Genomic DNA, 20,750 nt, shown 5'->3' with positions numbered 1-20,750 from the left:
ACGATGTGCCAGAAAATCTCTCTTATCAAATCGACCTGAACTGTCCCGCAAGTGCTGACGTCAGACATTTGCGAAGGTATTTGCGAGCACTATGACCGTCATGTTCGATTGGCGGCTGTCCAGTCGACAGGTAGCAGTATGTAGCCTCGGATTTCGTAGCCCACCGCCCGTTCGACGGGCCAATGCCGAAGCGCACTGATTTGAACGGAACTCTTGGGTGACTGGCGCAGGGAGAGTTCCTATCTCATATCAATGGGGTATGACACTCAATTCCGAGCGCTAGGGCGGATTGCCTTACATAGGTTTTGCTTATGATGTGGAAGGTATAATCGATTTTTCTTGATCTATTTATCTGTCACACTGCCAGGGCATGGAACTGCAAATAAGCGCTGCTCAAGAATGGCGTTCCCGAGAATAATCAACCGACAGAGGATCACGATGAAACATAAGACCAAATTTCTTGCAGCCCTGGCCGTAAGCTCCTTGACTGCTACAGTTGCGTTATCTGAAACCGAATTGACAGTTTACACAGCCGTCGAAGCTGAAGACCTGGCGCGCTACGCTGAGACGTTCAATGCGAGCAATCCGGACATCAAAATCAACTGGGTGCGGGATTCGACCGGGATCATCACCGCCAAACTGTTGGCCGAGAGGGACAACCCTCAGGCAGACGTCGTGTGGGGTCTCGCAGCCACTTCGCTGTTGTTGCTCAAGTCCGAAGGTATGCTGGAGCCTTACGCGCCTGCGGGTGTTGGCGACCTAGACGCGAAATTTGTCGATGGCGACAATCCTCCGGCGTGGGTTGGCATGGACGCTTGGGTTGCGGCAGTTTGCTACAATACCGTCGAGGCCGAGAAGGCGGGACTGAAGCCACCAACTTCGTGGAAGGATCTTACAGACCCCATGTATAAGGATCAGGTGATCATGCCAAATCCGAACTCGTCGGGCACTGGTTTCCTTGATGTTTCAAGTTGGCTGCAGATGTTCGGCGAAGAAGGCGGCTGGGAGTACATGGACGGATTGCACGAGAACATCGCGCGATATACCCACTCTGGTTCAAAGCCGTGCAAACTGGCTGCTGCAGGTGAGATCCCGATTGGCATCTCTTTTGCTTTCCGTGGTGCTAAGTCGAAAGCTGATGGTGCGCCGCTTGAGATCATTGTCCCGTCAGAAGGTGTCGGCTGGGACATGGAAGCGACCGCTATTGTTGCCGGTACTGCAAATCTCGAAGCCGCGCAGAAACTGGTTGATTTCACCGTCACCAAGGAAGCCAACGAGATGTACAACACAGGGTACGCCGTTGTCGCCTATCCTGGCGTCGCAAAACCGGTCGAGCACTTCCCTGAAGGTCTTCTGGATGCGATGATCGACAACGACTTTGAATTTGCCGCCAACAACCGCGCGGCGATACTGAAAGAATGGCAGTCTCGCTATGACGGGAAGTCTGAAGCGAAGTAAACCAACCTGCAGAAGAGGTGTAAGCACCTCTTCTGCACACCACTCTATTTTTCCAAACAACGCGACCAGCGCGCCCGGCTTCAACCGGCCCAGATCGGCCGTTCCCGAGGTGCAGATATGAGGACCGCTCCCGTGCTTCAGAAAACCCCACCCGGTGAACTGTATCTAAGCATCCAGAATTTGTGGAAGGCGTTCGGCAGCTTTCTTGCACTCAAGGACATATCCCTCGAAATCAACGAAGGCGAATTTGTCTGCTTTCTGGGGCCGTCGGGTTGCGGCAAAACAACCTTGCTCCGGGCGATTGCGGGTCTCGATCTGCAAACCAAGGGCACTGTCATGCAAGACGGCAAGGATGTGTCAAATCTGCCGCCGTCAGAGCGTGATTTCGGGATTGTGTTTCAGTCTTACGCCTTGTTCCCGAACCTGACGATCGAAAAGAACATTGCTTTCGGCTTGGAAAACACTGGTCGCAGCAAATCGGATATTGCCGTTCGTGTCAGCGAACTGCTTCATTTGGTTGGGTTGCCTGAACAAGGCAAAAAGTATCCTGCGCAATTGTCCGGTGGCCAGCAGCAGCGGATTGCGTTGGCCCGCGCCATTGCGACCAACCCCGGTCTCTTGTTGCTGGATGAGCCGCTTTCGGCATTGGACGCAAAGGTGCGCGTCCATCTACGTCACGAAATCAAAGAGCTGCAGCGCAAACTGGGTGTGACTACTGTGATGGTTACGCATGATCAGGAAGAAGCGCTGGCGATGGCGGACCGGATCGTGGTCATGAATCATGGGGTTATCGAGCAGGTGGGGTCACCTACAGAAATTTACCGAGAACCCGCAAACTTGTTCGTGGCAGACTTCATCGGGGAAATGAACCAGATCCAGTCTCAGGTCACCAAGGGTGGTCGACTGAGTGTCGGCGAAAAGACCTTTGCGTGCCTCAGCCACACGTTCAACGACGGAATGCCAGCGATTGCGGCGATCCGACCCGAGGATATCATCCCGCATGAGGCTGGTTATCTCGATACCGGCGGCAACAGGAACTGCATCGACGTCACTCTCGATGAAATGGAATTCCTCGGTTCATTCTGGCGATGCCGCTTAAGCAACGAGCGATTTGGATCTTCGGAACTGATCGCAGATTTTTCGATCAATGCCGTGCGCCGCCTAGAACTGGAAGAGGGTAGGACCATGGTGATTGAGCTGCCCGAAAACCGGCTAATGGCCTTTGATGTTCCGGAGACGGCAGCATGAGCGAGATTTCAACCAACCCGGGGACTCTTCCAGCCGGGCCTGACATCAAACCCAAGCTCAGCAGGGATGACATCCTGATGCGCGGCAGCATGATCGTGATCGCACTCTATCTGGTCGCGACGTTGGTCCTGCCGCTTTACACGATGCTTTCCAAGTCATTCTCGACCTATCGGATGGAGTTGTCACAATACGAGTTTCAGGTCAGTGACGAAGCGGGGCAATTTGACGGAACCATCCTGTCGGCCGACACGCTGAACGAACAAATCGGGGCTTTTTCAGGTACCGAACTGTCTACCGGCTCAGACGGGCGGCTATCAGTAACCGAGCTTTTTCCCGATTTCAGCTTTCGCAGTCCGGTCATGTACCAAATCCGTAACACGAGCGACACCGGGCGGTTTCTTGTCGGTTCTACGCTGCAAGACAATACGGATTGGGTCACGCTCGATTCCAATCAGTTCCGGCGGGTTCAGCTGAGGCCAGTTCAGTCGCGAGGCTTGGAAAATTTCGTCAACTACTTCTCAACCCCGGCACTGTTCAATTCTATCAAGAATTCCCTTTGGATTTCTGTAATTAGCACCATTGTCACAGTAACTTTGGCGTTCTGGTTCGCTTATGCGCTGAACCGGAGTTGCATGCGGTTCAAGGGTGTGTTTCGTCTGATTGCGATGGCTCCGATCCTGGTGCCTTCGCTGTTACCCGGGATCGCGCTGGTCTATCTGTTCGGCAATCAGGGCATGATAAAAGAGTTGCTGTTCGGCGCCAGTATCTATGGTCCGATTGGCATCGTGATAGGCTCGGTGTTCTTCACCTTCCCGCACGCCTTCCTGATCATTTCAACGGCGCTGGCGATCTCTGATGCACGACTATACGAAGCTGCAGTCAGCCTGCGTTCGACGCCGTGGCGTACTTTTTGGACGGTCACCGTTCCTGGCGCGCGATATGGTCTGATCTCGGCCGCTTTCGTTGTATTTAATCTGGTCATAACTGATTTTGGTCTGCCAAAAGTGATTGGAGGTCAGTTCAACGTTCTGGCGGTTGATATCTACAAGCAGGTGATCGGCCAGCAGAACTTTGAAATGGGTGCCGTAGTCTCGGTCGTTCTGGTGATCCCCGCAATCCTGGCGTTCGCGATCGACCGCATGGTGCAATCAAAGCAGGTTGCCTTATTGTCGGCCCGGTCGGTCCCGTACCAGCCAACCCCAAATCGAAAGGCAGATCGGTTCTTTCTAGTCTATTGCTGTCTGATCGGTCTGTTCATCGTTGGGCTGCTGGCTGTGTGCCAATTCGCGGCGCTAATCAAGTTTTGGCCCTACGACCTGAGCCTGAGCCTGAAGAACTACGATTTCAACAAGATGGATGGTGGCGGTTGGGGCTCTTACATTAACTCGATCAAGCTGGCGCTTTTGACGGCGGTGATCGGTACTTCAGTCGTCTTCTTTGGTGCCTATCTGGTTGAAAAGTCGAACGGGTTCAGAACAGGTCGATCGATCTTTCAGATGTTCGCGATGCTGCCAATGGCGATCCCGGGCATGGTGCTGGGCCTGTCATACATCTTCTTCTTCAATAGCCCGTCTAATCCGCTGAACGGTATCTACGGAACAATGGCAATTTTGGTGATCTGTACGGTGACACACTTCTATACTGTGTCGCACCTGACGGCAGTGACAGCGCTCAAGCAGATGGACAGAGAATTCGAGTCGGTATCAGCCTCGCTCAAGCAACCGACGATGAAGTTGTTTGCCCGTGTCACGGTCCCTGTTTGCCTGCCAGCCGTGCTGGACATATCAATCTATCTGTTCGTAAACGCAATGACGACGGTATCTGCGGTTGTGTTCCTATACTCGCCCAAAACCACGTTGGCATCTATTGCAGTGCTAAACATGGACGATGCGGGCGATATTGCGCCGGCTGCCGCAATGGGGATGATGATCTTCTACACAAACGCCGCGGCGCGGATCATCCACCTGATTGCTTCCAAAGGCGTCCTCGGTCGCACGCAAGCCTGGCGAACCCGCTGACAAGAAAACCCATTTAGGCATCTCCCCACCGATCACTGATTGGTGGGGTTTTGTTTTTCTTCTAGAACAGAATTGGCGAATTTCATGAAGGCGCGAATGGTCTTCACCTCACGCCGTTGGGAGAGATAGATCATACTTTCTCCCATTTGCAGGTCGACGTCTTGCAGCTTGATTTGTCTGAGACGGTCGTCGTGACCGTATTCTGCCTGGGACACGAACCCGATACCTGCACCTGATGCCACCAACTCTCTGACGGCCTCTCTTCCTTCGGCCACAATTGCCGGTTTCAGCGGCACCCCTCGTTTACTGGCTTCATCTTCGAGCTTTTGGCGTGTTTTTGATCCCTGTTCCCTGAAGATGAGAGGCAACTCCGCCAGCTCTGCGAGGGACAATGTAGGTTTTGAGGCGAGAAGCAAACTGCGGGCCGTGAATGCCACGATCTCGGTCGAACCGAGGCTAAGAACACTCATGTCCTTGCCGGGAGACACGCTGCCAACAACACCAATTTCTGCGTTGTAAGATCTGAGTTCCTCCAAAATGTCCTCGGTGTTGCCAGCGCGGACGGTAATCGTAATGTTTGAATATTTTTCTCGGAATGGCCCCAGAAAGTCGGTCAAGTGGTGCGCGGAATCGGCAAGGATCCGCAGCTCGCCGTCGATCGCAGCCCTCGTTTCAGACAGATAGTCCTCGATCTGATCCTCGATCTCAAAATACTGCTTGGTGTACCGGTAAAGCTGCGTCCCCTCCGGGGTTAGGTTCACTCTTTTTCGCTCACGCTTGAACAACAACAAATCATGATCCTGCTCAAGTTTGCGAACCTGCTCTGAAATTGCTGGCTGCGTCAAAAAAAGCGCCTCTGCAGCACGCGAAAACCCACCATATTTGGCCACGAAATGAAAGGCTTTGAGCTGGCTATGTCGCATTTCAAACTCCTGAAGGTTCGAGCATAGGCTGAGCTTATAATTAGATTGATATTTGCAATTTCACATATAGCTGCGGTTGCTGCAACTGTGTCTTTGAAACGTTGATCTGGAGCTTGGTTATGACGTCTTCTTTTCCTCAAATTGAACAACCGCGTCTCGGCGAGCCCTATCTACTAACTCCTGGCCCCTTGACCACGTCATACGCCGTGAAAGAAGCCATGTTGAGGGATTGGGGAAGCTGGGATGATGACTTTCGGGGTATGACCCAGGAGTTGCGCTCCAGTCTTTTGGCATTGCTTGGCGAGGGCGCCGATGAGTTTGACTGCGTACCGATGCAGGGGAGCGGATCGTTTTCAGTAGAGGCGATGCTGGCTTCGTTCATTCCGCGCGATGGCAAGGCATTGGTGCTGGCCAATGGCGCTTACGGTCAACGCTCGGCGCAAACGCTCGAGTATCTGGAACGCGATCATGTTGTCTTGGACAAGGGCGACTATCTGCCGCCGCGTGGTTCAGAAGTTGCCGAGATTCTGGCGAATGATTCCGCGATCACCCATGTCGTTGCTATCCACTGCGAAACAAGCTCGGGCATTCTGAATCCGGTAGAGGAAATATCGGAGGCGGTTTACGCCGCTGGTCGCAAACTTCTTGTCGACTCAATGTCAGCCTTTGGTGCGATCGAGTTGAAGCCTACGGAAGTCCGCTATGAGGCAATGGTTTCGTCCGCCAACAAGTGTATTGAGGGTGTTCCGGGGTTTGGGTTCATAATCGCGCGCAAGAACGAGCTTGAGGATGCCAAGGGTAACAGTCATTCGCTGTCTCTGGACGTTCACGCGCAGTGGGCGCATATGAACAAAACCGGTCAATGGCGATTTACGCCGCCCACCCATGTGGTTGCCGCTTTCATCGAAGCCCTCAGGGCACATGCGGCTGAGGGCGGCGTTTCCGGTCGCGGAGCCCGATACACCAGCAACAGGGATGTTGTGGTCGCCGGCATGCGTGAGCTGGGTTTCGAAACTCTGCTCGACAATCGCTGGCTGAGCCCAATCATCGTAACATTCTTCTGCCCCGCCGATGAAAACTTTGTCTTTGATCAGTTCTACAATCTGATGAAAGAAAAAGGGTTCATCATTTACCCCGGCAAGTTGACCGTCGTCGACAGCTTCCGCGTTGGGTGCATCGGTCAGATGGACGACAAGGTTATGCGGAAAGTTGTAATTGCCGCCAAGGAAACTTTGGAAAAAATGGGTGTGTCGAGTGCCACACCTCCTCTCCAAGCTTTAGAAGAACGCGCCAAACTGGCCGCTTAAGGATCAAGGAACAAACCAAATGACCATCCACACCCCTGTTGAAGCCAACGAGCGTGTCTACCCGATGCCCAAAGTGCCCGCCATTGCCATCTGCCTTGACGGCTGTGAGCCAGAATACCTGGACAAAGCTATTGCTGACGGTCTGATGCCGACTCTCAAGCGAATGCGCGAAACCGGCACTGACCGGCTGGCCCATTCGGTGATCCCGTCGTTTACTAACCCTAACAACCTCAGCATTGCGACTGGCCGTCCGCCTATCGTGCACGGCATCTGTGGAAACTATCTGATTGATCCGGACAGTGGTGAAGAAGTGATGATGAACGATGTGCGCTTTTTGCGTGCACCGACCGTGTTCAAGCAGTTCTATGACGCTGGCGCCAAGGTGGCCATAGTCACCGCGAAGGACAAGCTGCGCGCGTTGTTGGGGGCGGGTCTAAAGTTCGACGACGACCGGGCCAAATGCTTCTCTGCGGAAAAGTCCGACACGTCGACCCAGGCTGAGCATGGTCAGGAGAAAGCAAGCGCATGGTTGGGCATGGCCCAACCCGAGGTCTATTCGGCAGAGTTGTCCGAGTTTGTCTTTGCTGCGGGTGTCAAATTGCTGAAAGAGTGGAAACCAGATGTGATGTATCTGACCACCACCGACTACGTGCAGCACAAATACGCACCCGATCAGGCCGAGGCCAAGGCATTCTATGAGATGTTTGACAAATATTTGACCGAACTGGACGCCATGGGCGCTGCCATCGTGGTCACCGCCGACCACGGCATGAAGCCCAAGCACCACGCCGATGGCTCGCCCAGCGTGGTATATGTGCAGGATCTGGTGGATGAATGGCTGGGCAAGGACGCGGCCCGTGTCATCTTGCCGATCACGGACCCCTATGTGGTGCACCACGGCGCACTCGGGTCGTTTGCCACCTGCTATCTGCCCGAAGACGCGGATCGCAGCGACATCATCGGCAAACTGAAAGCCACAGCCGGCATCACCCACGTGTTGACCAAGGAAGAAGCGATCAAGCGTTTTGAACTGCCCGGTGACCGCATTGGTGATATCGTGATGGTCTCGGGTGAAAACATCTGTATCGGTACCTCTGAAGACCGCCACGATCTGGCCGCTCTCAACGAGCCGCTGCGCAGCCACGGTGGACTGACCGAGCAGGAAGTTCCATTCATCGTAAACCGGGTTATCGACTTGGGGACTGCGCCCGAGTTGCGCAATTTTGATGCGTTTTTCTATGCAACTACAGCGGCGGCGCAGTAATCCATGAAAGATCAAACCATGTCTAAAATCGAAATCCGCAATGAAGGAATGCGCATCGGGGGCGAGATCGTCTTTACCGACGAAACGGTGCCGGTTCTGTACCCATACACAAACGAGATTGTCGGGCATGTACCCGCCGGCAAGGCAGAACATGCGCGCAAAGCGTTCGAAGTCGCGGCGAATTACACTCCAAAGCTCACACGGTATGAGCGCAGCCAGATCCTGCAGCGTGCGGGCGAGTTGATTGGTGAACGTCGTGAATACCTTGCCAAATGGCTGACGTTGGAACTGGGTATCTGTCACCAGCATGCGATTTATGAGACCAAGCGTGCGCAAGATGTCTATCAATTCGCCGCCGCTGAGGCGATGAAGGATGATGGCGAGATCTTTTCATGCGACCTGACCCATAATGGCAAAGATCGAAAAATATTCACCATGCGCGAGCCGGTGAATGCGATTTCGGCAATCACACCATTCAATCATCCACTTAACATGGTCAGCCACAAGATCGCGCCATCAATCGCGACCAACAACTGCATGGTGTGTAAGCCGACGGAACTGACGCCGCTGACGGCGCTGACATTAGCTGACATCCTCTACGACGCGGGTCTACCACCCGAGATGTTCCAAGTGGTTACCGGCTGGCCAGGTGACATTGGCGACGAGATGATCACCAATGAAAACATCGACATCATCACATTCACCGGCGGCGTGCCGGTGGGTAAGATGATCGCCGAAAAAGGCGTTTACAAGCGGCAAGCTCTGGAACTGGGGGGCAATGACCCTCTGATCGTTTTGAACGATCTTTCTGACGCGGACCTTGAGAAGGCCGCGACCATTGCTGTGGCAGGCGCCACCGGCAATTCGGGTCAGCGCTGCACTGCGATCAAACGTATTCTGGTGCAAGAAAGCGTGGCCGACAAGTTTGTGCCATTGGTTCTGGAAAAGGCGAAGAAGATCAAGTTCGGCGACCCACAAGACCCCGAGACCGAACTGGGCTGTGTCATCCATGACAAGGCAGCTGAACTGTTCGAAAAACGCGTTTACATGGCCGAGGCCGACGGCGCAGAAATCCTCTATCATCCGGGCCGTCAGGGTGCACTACTGCCGCCCATCGTGGTCGATAAGGTCCCCCATGACAGCGAGCTGGTGATGGAAGAAACCTTTGGCCCCATTGTGCCCATCGTTCGGGTTCCGGACAATGACGACGAGGTGATGCGTATTTCGAACGGTACCGAATTCGGCCTCAGCTCAGGCGTCTGTACGAACGACTTGAACCGTGCGATTGCCTTTATCAACGGTCTGAACGTGGGCACCTGCAACATTTGGGAACAACCCGGATACCGTATCGAAATGTCCCCCTTCGGAGGCATCAAGGACAGCGGTAATGGGGTTAAAGAAGGTGTCATCGAGGCAATGAAGTTTTTTACTAACGTAAAAACTTACTCGCTGCCCTGGCCACGCTAGTTTTTGTGCCCCGTCCCGACCCGGGTCGGGGCACCACAAGTTCCTCCCTGGTACTGGCGGACTTTGCGAGGTCCGCATTTTTTCACAAGCGGCGTTGAGGAAAAAGCATGTCACAAATCGTCCACACGGAAGGCGAATCCAATACTTCCAGCGCGCGAAAAGCATGGATGAAGGAATCTATAGGGCCTAAATCTAGACCCTTGCTGAAACGCGACGCTAACGCGTTTCTCCACCAGTCACTGTCCTCGCCATGCGTTAGCACCATTGCCAAAGCTGAGGGGATTTGGGTCGAAGACCTGGACGGCCGCCGTTACATGGATTTCCATGGCAATTCAGTGCATCATATCGGTTACGGACATCCCCGTTTGATCACCGCGATCAAGGCGCAACTGGATGACCTGTCTTTCGCACCCCGTCGCTTCACTAATGATCCCGCGGTTGAATTGGCCGAAAAGCTCGCCGAAATCGCGCCAGACGACCTTGGGAAAATGCTGTTTACGACCGGCGGCTCTGATGCAAACGAGGTCGCTCTCAAGATAGCGCGCGCTGCCACCGGTCGGTTCAAAACAATTAGCTTCTGGGATGCCTTCCACGGTGCCGGTTTTGGCGCCGCAAGCGTCGGCGGCGAGGCGACATTTCGCAGCCATATAGCCGGCCCGCTTCTCCCGGGTGCAGAGCACGTGGCACCTTTTGCCTGTTACCGATGCCCGTACAATCACGCCGGCCCAGATACCTGTGGGTTGGCTTGTGCAAAAATGGTCGAGTTCGTTCTAGAACGCGAGGGAGACGTAGCTGCGGTCATCGCTGAGCCTATGCGCGCGGTGCCTTATGTGCCGCCACCGGGCTTCTGGAAAGCTGTGCGGGAGGCGTGTAATCGTCACGGGGCTCTCTTGATCATGGACGAGATTCCCACGGGGCTTGGAAAGACCGGCAAGATGTTTGCCTTTGAGCATGACGAGATTACCCCTGACATCGTCACCTTGGGTAAGGCACTTGGCGGAGGCATCCTGCCGATTGCAGCTTGTATCGCGCGAACCAAACTGGACGTCTGCGGAGACTTTGCCATTGGACATTATACACACGAAAAAAACCCGGTGACTGCACGCGCCGCGCTTACCACAATACAAATCATCGAAGATGAGGGGTTGGTTGACCGGGCGGCTGAGTTGGGCGAGCACGCTATGGATCGTCTGATGGGTGAGCTTCAGAATATCCCGATCGTCGGTGACATTCGCGGCCGTGGTCTGATGTTTGGTGTCGAAATTGTCGATGACCGCGCCGACAAGACACCTGGAAATGCACGAGCCGAGCGGATCTATTATGCTTGTTTGGAAGCTGGCCTAAGCTACAAAATCAGTCAGGGGTGTGTGCTTACATTGTCACCGCCGCTAACGATCACGCGCAAGGATCTCGACTGTGCAATCGACATTGTTGTCAACGCGATTAAGGACGAATGTTAATCTTTGTGGCCATACCTTTAGAGCAAAACACGCCGTTGCTCTCTCTGCTTCCAGGAAAACAGTGGTCAATGGACGTGGAGATCAATTCTCAATTATGGCGCCAAGGGCCACTGCCTACCACCAAGAAAGTGAATGCGTTTTCCCGGTGGAACAGGCGCGTCCGATTTTTTTCAGCAAACTCGGGCGCTGAGCGTTTTATCGAAATTACTCGTCCGCAAAATCACCGGGTCGGTCTCCGGTCGTTGGTTGGCAGGATTGCAGCGCACCCTGTTATTCCAAGCAAACCCTGGGAGTGAGGTAGAGCATGGCGATAGTCAGCTTTTTAATCAGCCTTGCTGGCGCGACGATGTTGCTACTTTTTGCAGTTCGAATGGTACGCACTGGAATTGAGCGCAGCTATGGAGCGTCGTTCCAGCGCGTTTTGACGCGACAGCACAGTTACCTGCAGGCCTCACTTGTGGGTCTGATGATGGCGGTTGTACTGCAAAGTTCGGCGGCAGTGGCGCTGTTGACCTCTGGGTTTGCTGCCAGTGGAATGTTGAGTTTTCCTGCCGGTCTGGCGATTGTGCTCGGAGGCGATCTAGGTTCAGCACTGATCATCCAGATTCTTACGTTCCGGTTGGACTGGCTTATTCCAATGCTGCTGGCGATTGGAGGCTATCTATTCGTCAAGACCGAAGCCAAAAAAGCCCGACAACTAGGGCGCATTCTGATGGGCGTTGCCTTTATCCTGATCTCACTTCGGTTCCTTCGTGAGGCGATGGACCCAATTCGGGACAGTGCATTTTTACCCACAGTCGCGGATTACTTGTCGCGCGACTATATCACTGCATTTCTTGTCGGGAGTGCCTTAGCCTTCGTCATGCATTCCTCGGTTGCGGCCATCCTTATGTGTGTGACACTTGTGCAAATTGGAGCGATCCCATTTGCCGCCGGAATGTCTTTGGTTTTTGGCGCGAACTTTGGCTCGGCCTTCATTCCGGTATGGCTAACCCGAGGAATGCCAGTGACTGCCCGACGAATACCCTATGCAAATTTGGCGCTGCGAGGCAGTTGGGCGTTGGCTAGTTTGTTTGCAGCAAATTTTGCCCTACGAACCGGGCTTTTGGGCGACCCGCAAGGGGGGCAAATGCTAGTCAACGTGCATCTTGCTTTCAACCTGTCGCTTTTGGTTTTAGCCCTTCCGTTTTGTGGACACTGGCAGAACTTGCTCGAAAGGCTCTTGCCAGACCAACAGAAAGTACAGAAGTCGCAACCCGCACAACCGGTCAGCGCATTGGACATGGAAGACGTGGCAAATCCCAATCAGGCCTTGCCGAGCCTCAAGCGTGAGCTGCTGCGGATGAGCGATCTTCTCGAAACCATGTTCCGTCCTGCTCTTGAACTTTACCGCAGCGGAGACAAAGAACAGATCCGGTCAGTTCAGGCCATTGACGAGGACGTAAACCGGTGCCTCTCGGGTATTCGAGCCTTCGTCGCCGCGATACCCCCTGAGCTATATGAAAAACACGATGCTAAAACCGCGCGCGACCTTATGGAGTTTGCGATCAGGCTTGAAACGGCGGGTGACGTTGTCGCCAAACGCCTGACTGTATTGGCCGGTGAAATGCGGGCCAAAGGCTCTAGCTTTTCGCAAGATGGCTGGTCCGAACTTGTTCAGATGCATGAAGGTATTCTTGCAAACATGAAACTGGCATCAAATGTACTTGTTTCAGACGATCTGGAAAGCGCCCGGCTTCTCAGCCTTGAGAAAACCGAAATCAAACGCGTGGAACGTGAAAGCCGCAAGCGTCACCTGCGCCGGTTGCAGCATGGAACAACGGAAAGCTTCGAAACCAGTGATATTCATCTAGAGACATTGCGGGCTTTCCGGGAGTTCAACAGTCATATTGCATCGATTGCTTACCCGGTCCTTTACCAGAACGGTCAACTTCTAGAGACACGATTGATCAACGAAATTGCTGAATAGGCCCGAGCCGGTCTCAATGCGAAGACAAGAAAAGAGCGAGAACAAAGGCGACTGGAAACACCGAAGTGAGTTCGTTCTCGAAATCAAATTTTGAAATTGTTCAGTGTCTTCCAAAATCTGAGCCCAGCACTGCGCAGTGCACAAGGGTCTAAGTAACCGGATTGAAGGATCCCACCAATCAACCCGAAAACGCGAAAAGATCATCGGTCCGAACAAGTCACTCTGGCAGGCTCAGAGATTTCTGGTTGCCCATGACCAGATCACCATCAGCTCCCGTCTCCCCGCTATCAACTTGCTTCAGCTTTATACCACCATGCCCGATCAGATGCCTTCCAGTTTTGGATCAGTTATGCCCGCGAAATGTCCTCCTGACGACATAGGCGCCGACGTTCTTCAATCGGGCTCAAGCAAGTTGGCAATCCCGGCAGAGTTCTTGGGTCTTGGGTATTCCGTTCTAGTACCATTCATCCGGCATTCGCGCTTTGCGCTCTGACACGAAGTCTTCAAGCGCGGCTTGTATGCTAGGTTTCATTTCAGGACGCTGGTAATCGTTCAACATCTGATGCCACCGCGCCGTGGCGCGTTGGTCTGACGTGAGAGCACCATTTTCAGACCAAGTCTCGAATGGCCCGGCGTCAGAAATCTGTGGCTCAAAATTCGCTGCCGCATAGTGGCGCAGCGTGTGATTGGTCGACAGGAAATTTTCGCCCGGGCCCGTTTCAAAATAGGCATCACGGCCAAATGCCTCCTCATTCGTTTCGAAGCCCTGCAGCAGTTTCAGCATCGCGCCACAGTGGTCGAGATCCATGATGAATTTCTCGTAGGACATCACAAGCCCACCTTCGAGCCAGCCTGCCGCATGCCAGACCTGATGGGCTCCGGACAAAAGCGTGGACCACATGGCACCGGTGCTGTCCTGCATCGCTTGCCCATCTGGCGCATTGGAGGCGGTGATCTGCCCACCGCCAGAGCGCACAGGTACGCCAAGCCTTCGTCCCAATTGTGTCAGCGCCATCGTGGTCATGTTCGCCTCGGGCGATCCAAAGGTTAGAGCGCCCGTGCGCAAGTTCATTGTGGAGTGGAACGAGCCGAACACCACCGGACAACCGGGGCGCACCAGTTGCGCAAGCGCAATGCCAACCATCGCTTCTGCCAGAGTTTGCGCCGCCACAGCCGCCGGCGAAAGCGGCCCCATGGCACCCGCGAAAATCGCAGGGGAGACGCAGACACATTGGCCTGCCTCCGCATAGATACGCAGAGCCGTTGACATGGTATCATCATAAATCAATGGCGAATTGACGTTGATATTGGCCTGCATCACCGCGTGGTGCTCCATGAAGTCGCGTCCAAAGACGAGGCGTGCCATCTCGATACTGTCACGCACGCGCTCGGGTGCCGTAACAGAGCCCATAAAGGGCTTGGTTGAGAGTGTCAGATGCGCCAGCATCATGTCCAAATGCCGTTTATTCACCGGCACATCTGTCGGTTCGACAACCGTGCCGCCGGAATGATGCAAGGCAGCCGCACTGTAGGCCAGTTTGACGAAATTGCGGAAATCCTTCAGCGTCGAATATCGTCGGCCCTTCACCAGATCGCTGACAAAGGGAGAGCCGTATCCCGGCATCAGCACAACGTTGTCACCGCCAAGTGTCACCGTTCTGACCGGGTCTCGGCCATGCAACTGAAATTCACTTGGGGCCGTAGCGCAAAGCGCACGGACATGACCCGGTTCAAACCGCACGCGTTCGCCATCGATGCGGGCACCCGTTTGGGCGAAGTGATCCAGTGCCGTTCGATCCCCCCGAAACTCGACGCCAATTTTTCTTAGAATCCAGTCGGCTTGATCTTCGATCCGGGCCGATACCGTTTCACTTAGTAGATTGTATGCAGGTATCCTGCGACCCGTGAACGGTGTGCTCTCAGAAGGGGCAATACTACGGGCCAAGCGGCGTCTGCGCGCGCGGCCGCGGTGCCCCGCCGGTGTCGGTGTTTCTGCTTTTGCGTTCAACGATTCCAACTTCATTTCATCGCTCCACGAGCTTGAATGCGGTTGTCGACCTTAAAAACATGTTTGAAAATCGAAAAAAACTACTCTTAGCGTTTAGAAAATTTGTACACTAAGAATATGAGTACCCGATTTCATCACCATGACTTACTCAGGCTATTTGCCGAGATTGCTCGTTATTCCAGCTTCTCGACGGCAGCATCGGCGCTCAATATGACAAAGGGCGCCATCAGCTATCAGATCAAAACGCTTGAAGCCGATCTTGGGATGATCCTGTTCCAGCGCACATCGCGTGGTGTCACACTCACTGGTGAAGGATTAAAACTGCTCGCGATCTGCCAGACCCGATACGAAGAAATCGAAGCTGAAATTCATGCATTAAAGGGGATTTCAACGCGTTCTCTAACCGTTGGCGTCTCGACCTATTTCGCTGCGCGCTGGCTATCGCCACGCCTGATGTCATTCATGCAAAGCCACCCGGACGTGCAGATTCGCATTCAACCGATGATCGAGTTTTCAGAAGCTGAGATGCAGGATGTGGATCTTGCAATCAGGTGGGGTAGCGGGAATTGGATCGGCGGCACCGTTACTCCGTTCATGCCCATGCCGCCCTATCCTGTGGGTGACCGGGCGGCAGCTGACCTAGTGATAGAATTAGGAATGAAAGAGGCAATATCGCATCTTACGCTGCTGAGAGATCGTGATGACAGCAACGCCTGGTCTGATTGGCTGAACGTCGCAAAGCTTCCCCGACAATCAAGGAGAGATGCGCTAATCGTTCCTGACCCAAATGTCCGGGCGCAAGCAGTCATCGACGGACAGGGAATAGCTTTGATGGATGATCTGGTTCGAGACGATCTAAATGCTGAAAGACTGTTTCGGTTGTCGGAAACCGATCTGCCCGACTATGGGTATTTTTTGGTTCAACCGCATAGCTCCGCACCAACCGGCGCAGTACAGTCCTTCTTGGACTGGATTCTGGGTCAATCGTAACATTCCTTCCCCTTGAGTATCCTCAGAGCCGTTATTATACGGCATATAAATAAATTACAGGGAGCCAGAGGATGCCCACAGGACATATCATGATGGCAATGAGCCTAGACGGTTTTGTCGCAAGGCCAGATCACAGGCTGGACTGGTTGGAAAAGCAACCCACTGCAGACGAAGATCACGGGTTTGCCGCGTTTCAGAGTAGCGTCGACGTGATCGTGATGGGGTCCGGATCGTACCGGACAGTTCTGGGATTTGGGGAGTGGCCTTACAAGAAACCGGTGGTGGTTCTCAGTCGCTCAATGAAACCCTCAGGCATTCCAGATGAACTGCGCGATAGAGTTGAAGTTTCAGACAAAACACCCACTGATTTGATGGAGGATTTTGGCGCGCGTGGTTACAATCGAGTTTATGTGGATGGCGGTGCAATCATCCAATCCTTCCTCAAAGCCGGGCTGATTGAGGACATGCGGATTACCTTGGTTCCCATTCTGATCGGTGAAGGCATTCGGATCTTTGGTAAAACAGAAGGTGACGTTGATCTGGAATTGGTTTCGGTTAGCAGCTTTTCCTCCGGTCTGGTAGATCTCGATTACAGACTGAAAACCAGGTGACGAAAGCTTCTCCACCAGGGCGACCGTCAAAGGCTGCACAGCGCCTTTCGAAGCAAGTGATCCTGCAGGCCGCATTGCCGATCGCCCAAAGCAAAGGTGTTGATGCGCTATCGTTTCGCATACTTGCCGATCAGCTTGACGTCACTCCGATGGCCGTGACCTATCACGCAGGTAGCAAGAAGCAACTATTGTCCGATCTGGTAGAACTTGCCTTTGCAGGCGTCTTGGATGGAGTGAATGGTGGCAACCCGGTCAAACGCGCCCGCTGCATTATGGCGACTTACTATGGTTGCGCTTTGAAGAACGCCAATCTACTCCGTGCAATCCTAGACGATGTAACGCTCATGAGCGCGGACCTCATGAACGTGGCCGAGGAATTAAAGGTCAGCACGGACCAACTCGAAAACAGCGATGGCGGTGATGTTCTTGTTCACGTGCTGATCGACTATGCACATGGGTTTGTGCTCTCAGCCTCGAGCGGAGAAGACAATCCCCTGACAATAGACGATTTTCTGCGTGGGGTTGACTGGATTCTTGCGCAAGCGGCGGGTGACTTCGCGGAGACGTGATATGAAAACATGCCCATCAGAGGGTGTCCTCAAGCAATGAGCAGTTTGCGTCATTCGATTCTGACCCTAACGTCAAGTAGTTCTGCCCCAAGGCTACTAACTTTCATCGAAGCTAAGGCTTACCCGCATCCTTCTCTGGCATGACTTGGACATAGAGCGTCCATTTGGGAAAATCACCGTCTTCGATAGCGTCGAAAAGATCACGCTGATGGCTTTCACGGTCACCAGAGATGATCTGCGCGGCTTCCTCATCAGTGAGGTTTTTGATCCCTTGCTGGGTTTTGAAATGGAACTTGACCCAGAAACGTTCGTTATCCGAGTTGATAAAGCTGAATGTGTGGCTGCCAAAGCCGTGCATGTGTCGGTAGGTTGCAGGAAGCCCCCTATCAGACATGACAATCGTCACCTGAAGCAAAGCTTCGGGAAGGCTAGTCCAGAAGTCCCAATTGTTTTCCGCACCGCGCATGTTCGTTCGCGGATCACGTTTGACGGCATGATTAAGATCGGGAAACTTCAGCGGATCGTGAAGGAAAAACACAGGGGTATTGTTCCCAACTAGATCCCAATTGCCCTCTTCAGTGTAGAACTTTACCGCAAAGCCTCGGATGTCCCGTTCCGCATCCGCTGCGCCGCGTTCTCCTGCAACGGTCGAGAAGCGCAGGAAGAGATCCGTTTTCTTGCCAACATCAGAGAACAATTTGGCGCGTGTATAGCGGGTGATGTCGTGGGTCACTGTGAATGTACCGTACGGCATGTGGCCACGGTCGCAATGTGCCAACCGCAACAATTACGCCGACAATCGTCATTGCCCAGATCAAGCCCGAACGTTTCGAGTTGGCCTTGGGTCCGGGTTCCGGCCCATCAGAAGCCCGCACGGCCAACCAGAAGACAAGTGACAGCACTGCCATCAGGATCAGCGAGATCAATAACACAACGGGCTGCATGAGCCATCTCTCCTATTAGGCATTCTAAATACCTATTATAAGGGCAAGAAAAAGATGTCAATAAAATAGGCATTTTCAAAGCCTATTTTTTATGGGAAGAATAACTATGCAAATTACCAAGTTCTCCGACTATGCCCTGCGCATCCTGATCCATCTTGCCACCCACGAAGAAGGGTTGATGTCGACGCGTGAGATCGCGGCTATGCAAAACTTGCCCTTCAATCACCTGGCCAAGATCTCGCAGTGGCTTACACACGAGGGCTATGTAGAATCCATGCGTGGGCGCAACGGTGGCATGCGTATGGCCCTACCTCCCAATGCGATATCGATTGGCGGCCTACTACGAAAATCCGAACGCGGCACACCTTTGGTGGAATGCATGAAGGAAGACGGCGGCTGTTGTGTAATGACGCCCGCTTGTGGATTGTTGCCAATTCTGAACGAAGCTCAGGAGGCGTTTTTTGCTGCCTTGGACACCAAGACTTTACAGGACGTATTGGAAGGAAACCGTGGCATGAAAAACCTGATCCGAGCGTTGGAAGTCAGTCATGCGCTGGCATCAAGCGATTAATACGCAAACTGTAGTCCTATAATAATTTGATTGTTACTTGGCCGCGCCAGGCACAGCCTTTACAATCGCCTGTCCTTCCCATGCCTCGAAAGCCACGGAAAGGTGCCATGCCTTGAACCCGATGTAGCCGACCAGAAGGGCCAGTATCATCAGATACATTGCCCTTCGGAATCGTGGATTTTCTTCAACTTGGTGCATCTTCTGCATTCCACAGTAGATACAACGTGAGCATTCGAATCTGGGCGTCGCTCAGACGTCCTTCCCACGCAGGCATCACACCTTGCCGACCGTAATAAATGCTATGGTAAATCTCATCCCGGTCGCCTCCATAGATCCAGCGTTCATCACCCAGATCGGGCGCGCCGATTTCATAGCCCCCGCGCCCGTCATCGCCATGACAGGCCGCACAGTTTTCTTCGAAGATCAATCTACCGGCGCCAGCCGCCGTCGCATCATGCTGCTTTCCAGAGAGGGCCAAGACAAATTCTGTAACCTCTTCAACCTGCTGCTTTTCGATCATACCGTCTGCGCCAAACGCCATCATCTGTGCAATCCGTGTATCGTCATGCTGCGCATTGATCCCATAGCGTATGGTCGCCTCAACCTCTTCCGGTGCGCCTGACCACAGCCAATGTCCGTCTACCAAATTGGGAAAACCAGGCTGCCCTTTCAGATCATTCCGGTGACAAGCGGCACAATTGTCAGCGTAAAGCTTGGAAATCGACGCGCTATACCTTGCCTCCAGTGTTGGGTCTGCGGCCAGTTCTTCGAGATCCTGTGACGCAAAAGGCGCAAATGTCATTTCACGATCAGCATTCGCTTGCTGAAGTTCTGCAACAACCTCTGATCGGGATGAATACCCCAACAGCCCTTTTGCATAGTCGCGCGCACCTGGGAAGGATGGGTAGAACACCCAAAACAGTGCTGCGATGATGATACTGATCCACAAAGCCCATCGGGCCGCCCAGGGAACAGGTGTGTCCAACTCTTTGATACCGTCCCACTCGTGGCCGGTCAGATCAGTACCGGAAACCGGATCCTTTTCCTTTAGCGCCACGGCTGATCCTCCTGATCGTCCAGCGGAGATTGCGCAGCGTCATCGTAGACTTTTCGCCGTGAGGGCCAGTAGGTCCAGACAACTGCGGCAAGGAAGACGACCAGCAGGTAGATTGCACCCCAGGTCTTGGAGAAAACGAGAACCGTATCATGTGTCATCTCTGAACCTCCTCAAGGTTTAACGAATCCAGATCGGCCAATGTGCCAAGAACCTGCAGATAGGCCACAAGGGCATCCATTTCCGTCAACTCACTCGGGTGCCCGTCGTAATCCCTGACCTGAACGTTTTCACCGTAACTTTCTTGCAGTTCACCTTCATAATATTGCTCGGCATCTGCTTGCCATGCAGCATCCTTTTCCGCATTTTCGATCTGAGCATCTGTGTAAGGCACCCCGGCGCGGCTAAGGGCTCTTAAAGAGGCAGGCAGGTGGCCTGTTTCCAGCCGCGCGTCAGACAAAAACGCATAACCAGGCATGATCGAGCCTTCCACCAGCTCTCGCGGCGCTTCCAGATGCGCCACATGCCATGCGTCAGAGTATTTACCGCCAACTCGCGCCAAGTCCGGCCCTGTACGTTTCGAGCCCCATTGGAAAGGGTGGTCATACATGCTTTCGGCGGCCAGGCTGTAGTGCCCATATCGTTCGATGTCCGACCGTAGGGTGCGGATCATTTGACTGTGGCAGGCATAGCAGCCCTCGCGCACATAAATATCGCGCCCGGCTAGTTCCAGCGGAGTGTAGGGCCGCATGCCGTCGACTTCTTCCACCGTGTTTTCGATGGTGAACAAAGGGGCGATTTCAACAATGCCACCGATTGATGCAACCAGCAGGATGGCCATCGCAAAGCCAAGTGAATGGCGTTCAAGCTTTTGGTGTTGTGTACTCAT

Annotated in this window: 19 protein-coding genes and 2 pseudogenes; 13 read left to right on the top strand and 8 right to left on the bottom strand. The window is 53.6% G+C overall.

The genetic code is table 11. The annotated features are described in order from the left end of the window. Positions 1-438 precede the first annotated feature (438 nt). From AC2FHW_RS13505 to AC2FHW_RS13495, 3 genes are all read left to right on the top strand, one after another. Entirely contained in the window at positions 439-1,458 is a 1,020-nt protein-coding gene (locus AC2FHW_RS13505; protein WP_271949918.1) for a putative 2-aminoethylphosphonate ABC transporter substrate-binding protein, read from the top strand. Positions 1,459-1,590: 132 nt separating this feature from the next. Next, a complete protein-coding gene (locus tag AC2FHW_RS13500; protein WP_281973207.1) occupies positions 1,591-2,706 on the top strand; it encodes a putative 2-aminoethylphosphonate ABC transporter ATP-binding protein in 1,116 nt (371 codons plus the stop codon). Then, a complete protein-coding gene (locus AC2FHW_RS13495; RefSeq protein WP_142637689.1) occupies positions 2,703-4,724 on the top strand; it encodes a putative 2-aminoethylphosphonate ABC transporter permease subunit in 2,022 nt (673 codons plus the stop codon). Before AC2FHW_RS13500 ends, AC2FHW_RS13495 begins: the two co-directional genes overlap by 4 nt. Before the next feature lie 32 nt (positions 4,725-4,756). On the opposite strand, the gene AC2FHW_RS13490 is transcribed toward AC2FHW_RS13495, so the two are convergent. Next, entirely contained in the window at positions 4,757-5,647 is an 891-nt protein-coding gene (locus AC2FHW_RS13490; protein WP_142637687.1) for a LysR substrate-binding domain-containing protein, read from the bottom strand. Positions 5,648-5,766: 119 nt separating this feature from the next. On the opposite strand from AC2FHW_RS13490, the gene AC2FHW_RS13485 reads away from it, so the two are divergent. The 6 genes and pseudogenes from AC2FHW_RS13485 to AC2FHW_RS13460 all read left to right on the top strand — a co-directional run. Continuing rightward, entirely contained in the window at positions 5,767-6,954 is a 1,188-nt protein-coding gene (locus AC2FHW_RS13485) for a 2-aminoethylphosphonate--pyruvate transaminase (protein WP_281995490.1), read from the top strand. 19 nt (positions 6,955-6,973) lie between these two features. Next, entirely contained in the window at positions 6,974-8,218 is a 1,245-nt protein-coding gene (gene phnA / locus AC2FHW_RS13480) for a phosphonoacetate hydrolase (RefSeq protein WP_142637684.1), read from the top strand. 3 nt (positions 8,219-8,221) lie between these two features. Next, complete coding sequence (gene phnY, locus AC2FHW_RS13475) at positions 8,222-9,685, top strand: phosphonoacetaldehyde dehydrogenase (RefSeq protein ID WP_271949908.1); 1,464 nt, start codon at positions 8,222-8,224, stop codon at positions 9,683-9,685. Positions 9,686-9,792: 107 nt separating this feature from the next. Beyond that, entirely contained in the window at positions 9,793-11,145 is a 1,353-nt protein-coding gene (gene pbfA, locus AC2FHW_RS13470) for a (R)-1-hydroxy-2-aminoethylphosphonate ammonia-lyase (protein WP_271949906.1), read from the top strand. 304 nt (positions 11,146-11,449) lie between these two features. Further along, the gene (locus AC2FHW_RS13465; RefSeq protein WP_142637679.1) at positions 11,450-13,114 is read left to right on the top strand and encodes a Na/Pi cotransporter family protein; all 1,665 of its coding nucleotides are present in this window, start codon (positions 11,450-11,452) and stop codon (positions 13,112-13,114) included. A 139-nt stretch (positions 13,115-13,253) separates the two neighbouring features. Continuing rightward, a pseudogene (locus AC2FHW_RS13460) lies at positions 13,254-13,486 on the top strand (IS6 family transposase); the annotation flags it as partial. A gap of 82 nt (positions 13,487-13,568) precedes the next feature. On the opposite strand, the gene AC2FHW_RS13455 reads toward AC2FHW_RS13460, so the two are convergent. Further along, on the bottom strand, positions 13,569-15,137 hold the full coding sequence (locus AC2FHW_RS13455) for a trimethylamine methyltransferase family protein (RefSeq protein WP_496822058.1): 1,569 nt from the start codon (positions 15,135-15,137) through the stop codon (positions 13,569-13,571). A 102-nt stretch (positions 15,138-15,239) separates the two neighbouring features. Between AC2FHW_RS13455 and AC2FHW_RS13450 the strand changes: the two genes are divergently transcribed. From AC2FHW_RS13450 to AC2FHW_RS13440, 3 genes are all read left to right on the top strand, one after another. Next, complete coding sequence (locus tag AC2FHW_RS13450; RefSeq protein ID WP_281973212.1) at positions 15,240-16,112, top strand: LysR substrate-binding domain-containing protein; 873 nt, start codon at positions 15,240-15,242, stop codon at positions 16,110-16,112. A 71-nt stretch (positions 16,113-16,183) separates the two neighbouring features. Continuing rightward, positions 16,184-16,723: a dihydrofolate reductase family protein gene (locus AC2FHW_RS13445; RefSeq protein WP_271949899.1), complete on the top strand. Its 540-nt coding sequence runs from the start codon at positions 16,184-16,186 to the stop codon at positions 16,721-16,723. After that, the gene (locus AC2FHW_RS13440; RefSeq protein ID WP_271949897.1) at positions 16,720-17,292 is read left to right on the top strand and encodes a TetR/AcrR family transcriptional regulator; all 573 of its coding nucleotides are present in this window, start codon (positions 16,720-16,722) and stop codon (positions 17,290-17,292) included. Before AC2FHW_RS13445 ends, AC2FHW_RS13440 begins: the two co-directional genes overlap by 4 nt. Positions 17,293-17,416: 124 nt before the next feature. On the opposite strand, the pseudogene katE2 reads toward AC2FHW_RS13440, so the two are convergent. After that, positions 17,417-18,046, bottom strand: a pseudogene (katE2, locus tag AC2FHW_RS13435) (catalase KatE2); the annotation flags it as partial. Further along, on the bottom strand, positions 17,979-18,236 hold the full coding sequence (locus AC2FHW_RS13430) for a hypothetical protein (protein WP_271950105.1): 258 nt from the start codon (positions 18,234-18,236) through the stop codon (positions 17,979-17,981). The gene AC2FHW_RS13430 and the pseudogene katE2, both read right to left, overlap by 68 nt. A 106-nt stretch (positions 18,237-18,342) precedes the next feature. Here AC2FHW_RS13430 and AC2FHW_RS13425 point away from each other — a divergent pair, with 106 nt between their 5' ends. Beyond that, positions 18,343-18,807 carry an RrF2 family transcriptional regulator gene (locus AC2FHW_RS13425; protein ID WP_281973916.1) on the top strand — a complete coding sequence of 155 codons (465 nt, stop codon included), beginning with the start codon at positions 18,343-18,345 and terminating at the stop codon, positions 18,805-18,807. Between the two features lie 33 nt (positions 18,808-18,840). Here the strand turns inward: AC2FHW_RS13425 and AC2FHW_RS13420 are convergent, their stop codons facing one another. From AC2FHW_RS13420 to ccoO, 4 genes are read right to left on the bottom strand one after another with little or no spacing between them, the layout of a single operon-like run. Continuing rightward, entirely contained in the window at positions 18,841-18,966 is a 126-nt protein-coding gene (locus AC2FHW_RS13420) for a hypothetical protein (RefSeq protein WP_496678063.1), read from the bottom strand. A 25-nt stretch (positions 18,967-18,991) separates the two neighbouring features. Beyond that, entirely contained in the window at positions 18,992-19,864 is an 873-nt protein-coding gene (ccoP, locus tag AC2FHW_RS13415) for a cytochrome-c oxidase, cbb3-type subunit III (RefSeq protein WP_496678065.1), read from the bottom strand. After that, a complete protein-coding gene (locus AC2FHW_RS13410; RefSeq protein WP_271949887.1) occupies positions 19,855-20,022 on the bottom strand; it encodes a cbb3-type cytochrome c oxidase subunit 3 in 168 nt (55 codons plus the stop codon). Before AC2FHW_RS13410 ends, ccoP begins: the two co-directional genes overlap by 10 nt. Beyond that, complete coding sequence (gene ccoO, locus AC2FHW_RS13405) at positions 20,019-20,750, bottom strand: cytochrome-c oxidase, cbb3-type subunit II (protein ID WP_271949886.1); 732 nt, start codon at positions 20,748-20,750, stop codon at positions 20,019-20,021. Before ccoO ends, AC2FHW_RS13410 begins: the two co-directional genes overlap by 4 nt.

The sequence above is a fragment of the Ruegeria sp. YTSA108 genome (assembly GCF_059610185.1).
This window is presented reverse-complemented; position numbering and strand designations above follow the sequence as displayed.

Bases quoted from the DNA above. Each gene is read 5' to 3' on its own strand.
- phnY (WP_271949908.1), top strand. From the start codon at position 8,222: ATGAAAGATCAAACCATGTCTAAAATCGAAATCCGCAATGAAGGAATG.
- pbfA (WP_271949906.1), top strand. From the start codon at position 9,793: ATGTCACAAATCGTCCACACGGAAGGCGAATCCAATACTTCCAGCGCG.
- AC2FHW_RS13425 (WP_281973916.1), top strand. From the start codon at position 18,343: ATGCAAATTACCAAGTTCTCCGACTATGCCCTGCGCATCCTGATCCAT.
- AC2FHW_RS13490 (WP_142637687.1), bottom strand. From the start codon at position 5,647: ATGCGACATAGCCAGCTCAAAGCCTTTCATTTCGTGGCCAAATATGGT.
- AC2FHW_RS13455 (WP_496822058.1), bottom strand. From the start codon at position 15,137: ATGAAGTTGGAATCGTTGAACGCAAAAGCAGAAACACCGACACCGGCG.
- AC2FHW_RS13485 (WP_281995490.1), top strand. From the start codon at position 5,767: ATGACGTCTTCTTTTCCTCAAATTGAACAACCGCGTCTCGGCGAGCCC.
- AC2FHW_RS13420 (WP_496678063.1), bottom strand. From the start codon at position 18,966: ATGTATCTGATGATACTGGCCCTTCTGGTCGGCTACATCGGGTTCAAG.
- AC2FHW_RS13465 (WP_142637679.1), top strand. From the start codon at position 11,450: ATGGCGATAGTCAGCTTTTTAATCAGCCTTGCTGGCGCGACGATGTTG.
- AC2FHW_RS13505 (WP_271949918.1), top strand. From the start codon at position 439: ATGAAACATAAGACCAAATTTCTTGCAGCCCTGGCCGTAAGCTCCTTG.
- AC2FHW_RS13430 (WP_271950105.1), bottom strand. From the start codon at position 18,236: ATGCAGCCCGTTGTGTTATTGATCTCGCTGATCCTGATGGCAGTGCTG.
- AC2FHW_RS13495 (WP_142637689.1), top strand. From the start codon at position 2,703: ATGAGCGAGATTTCAACCAACCCGGGGACTCTTCCAGCCGGGCCTGAC.
- ccoO (WP_271949886.1), bottom strand. From the start codon at position 20,750: ATGAGTACACAACACCAAAAGCTTGAACGCCATTCACTTGGCTTTGCG.
- AC2FHW_RS13410 (WP_271949887.1), bottom strand. From the start codon at position 20,022: ATGACACATGATACGGTTCTCGTTTTCTCCAAGACCTGGGGTGCAATC.
- phnA (WP_142637684.1), top strand. From the start codon at position 6,974: ATGACCATCCACACCCCTGTTGAAGCCAACGAGCGTGTCTACCCGATG.
- AC2FHW_RS13445 (WP_271949899.1), top strand. From the start codon at position 16,184: ATGCCCACAGGACATATCATGATGGCAATGAGCCTAGACGGTTTTGTC.
- AC2FHW_RS13450 (WP_281973212.1), top strand. From the start codon at position 15,240: ATGAGTACCCGATTTCATCACCATGACTTACTCAGGCTATTTGCCGAG.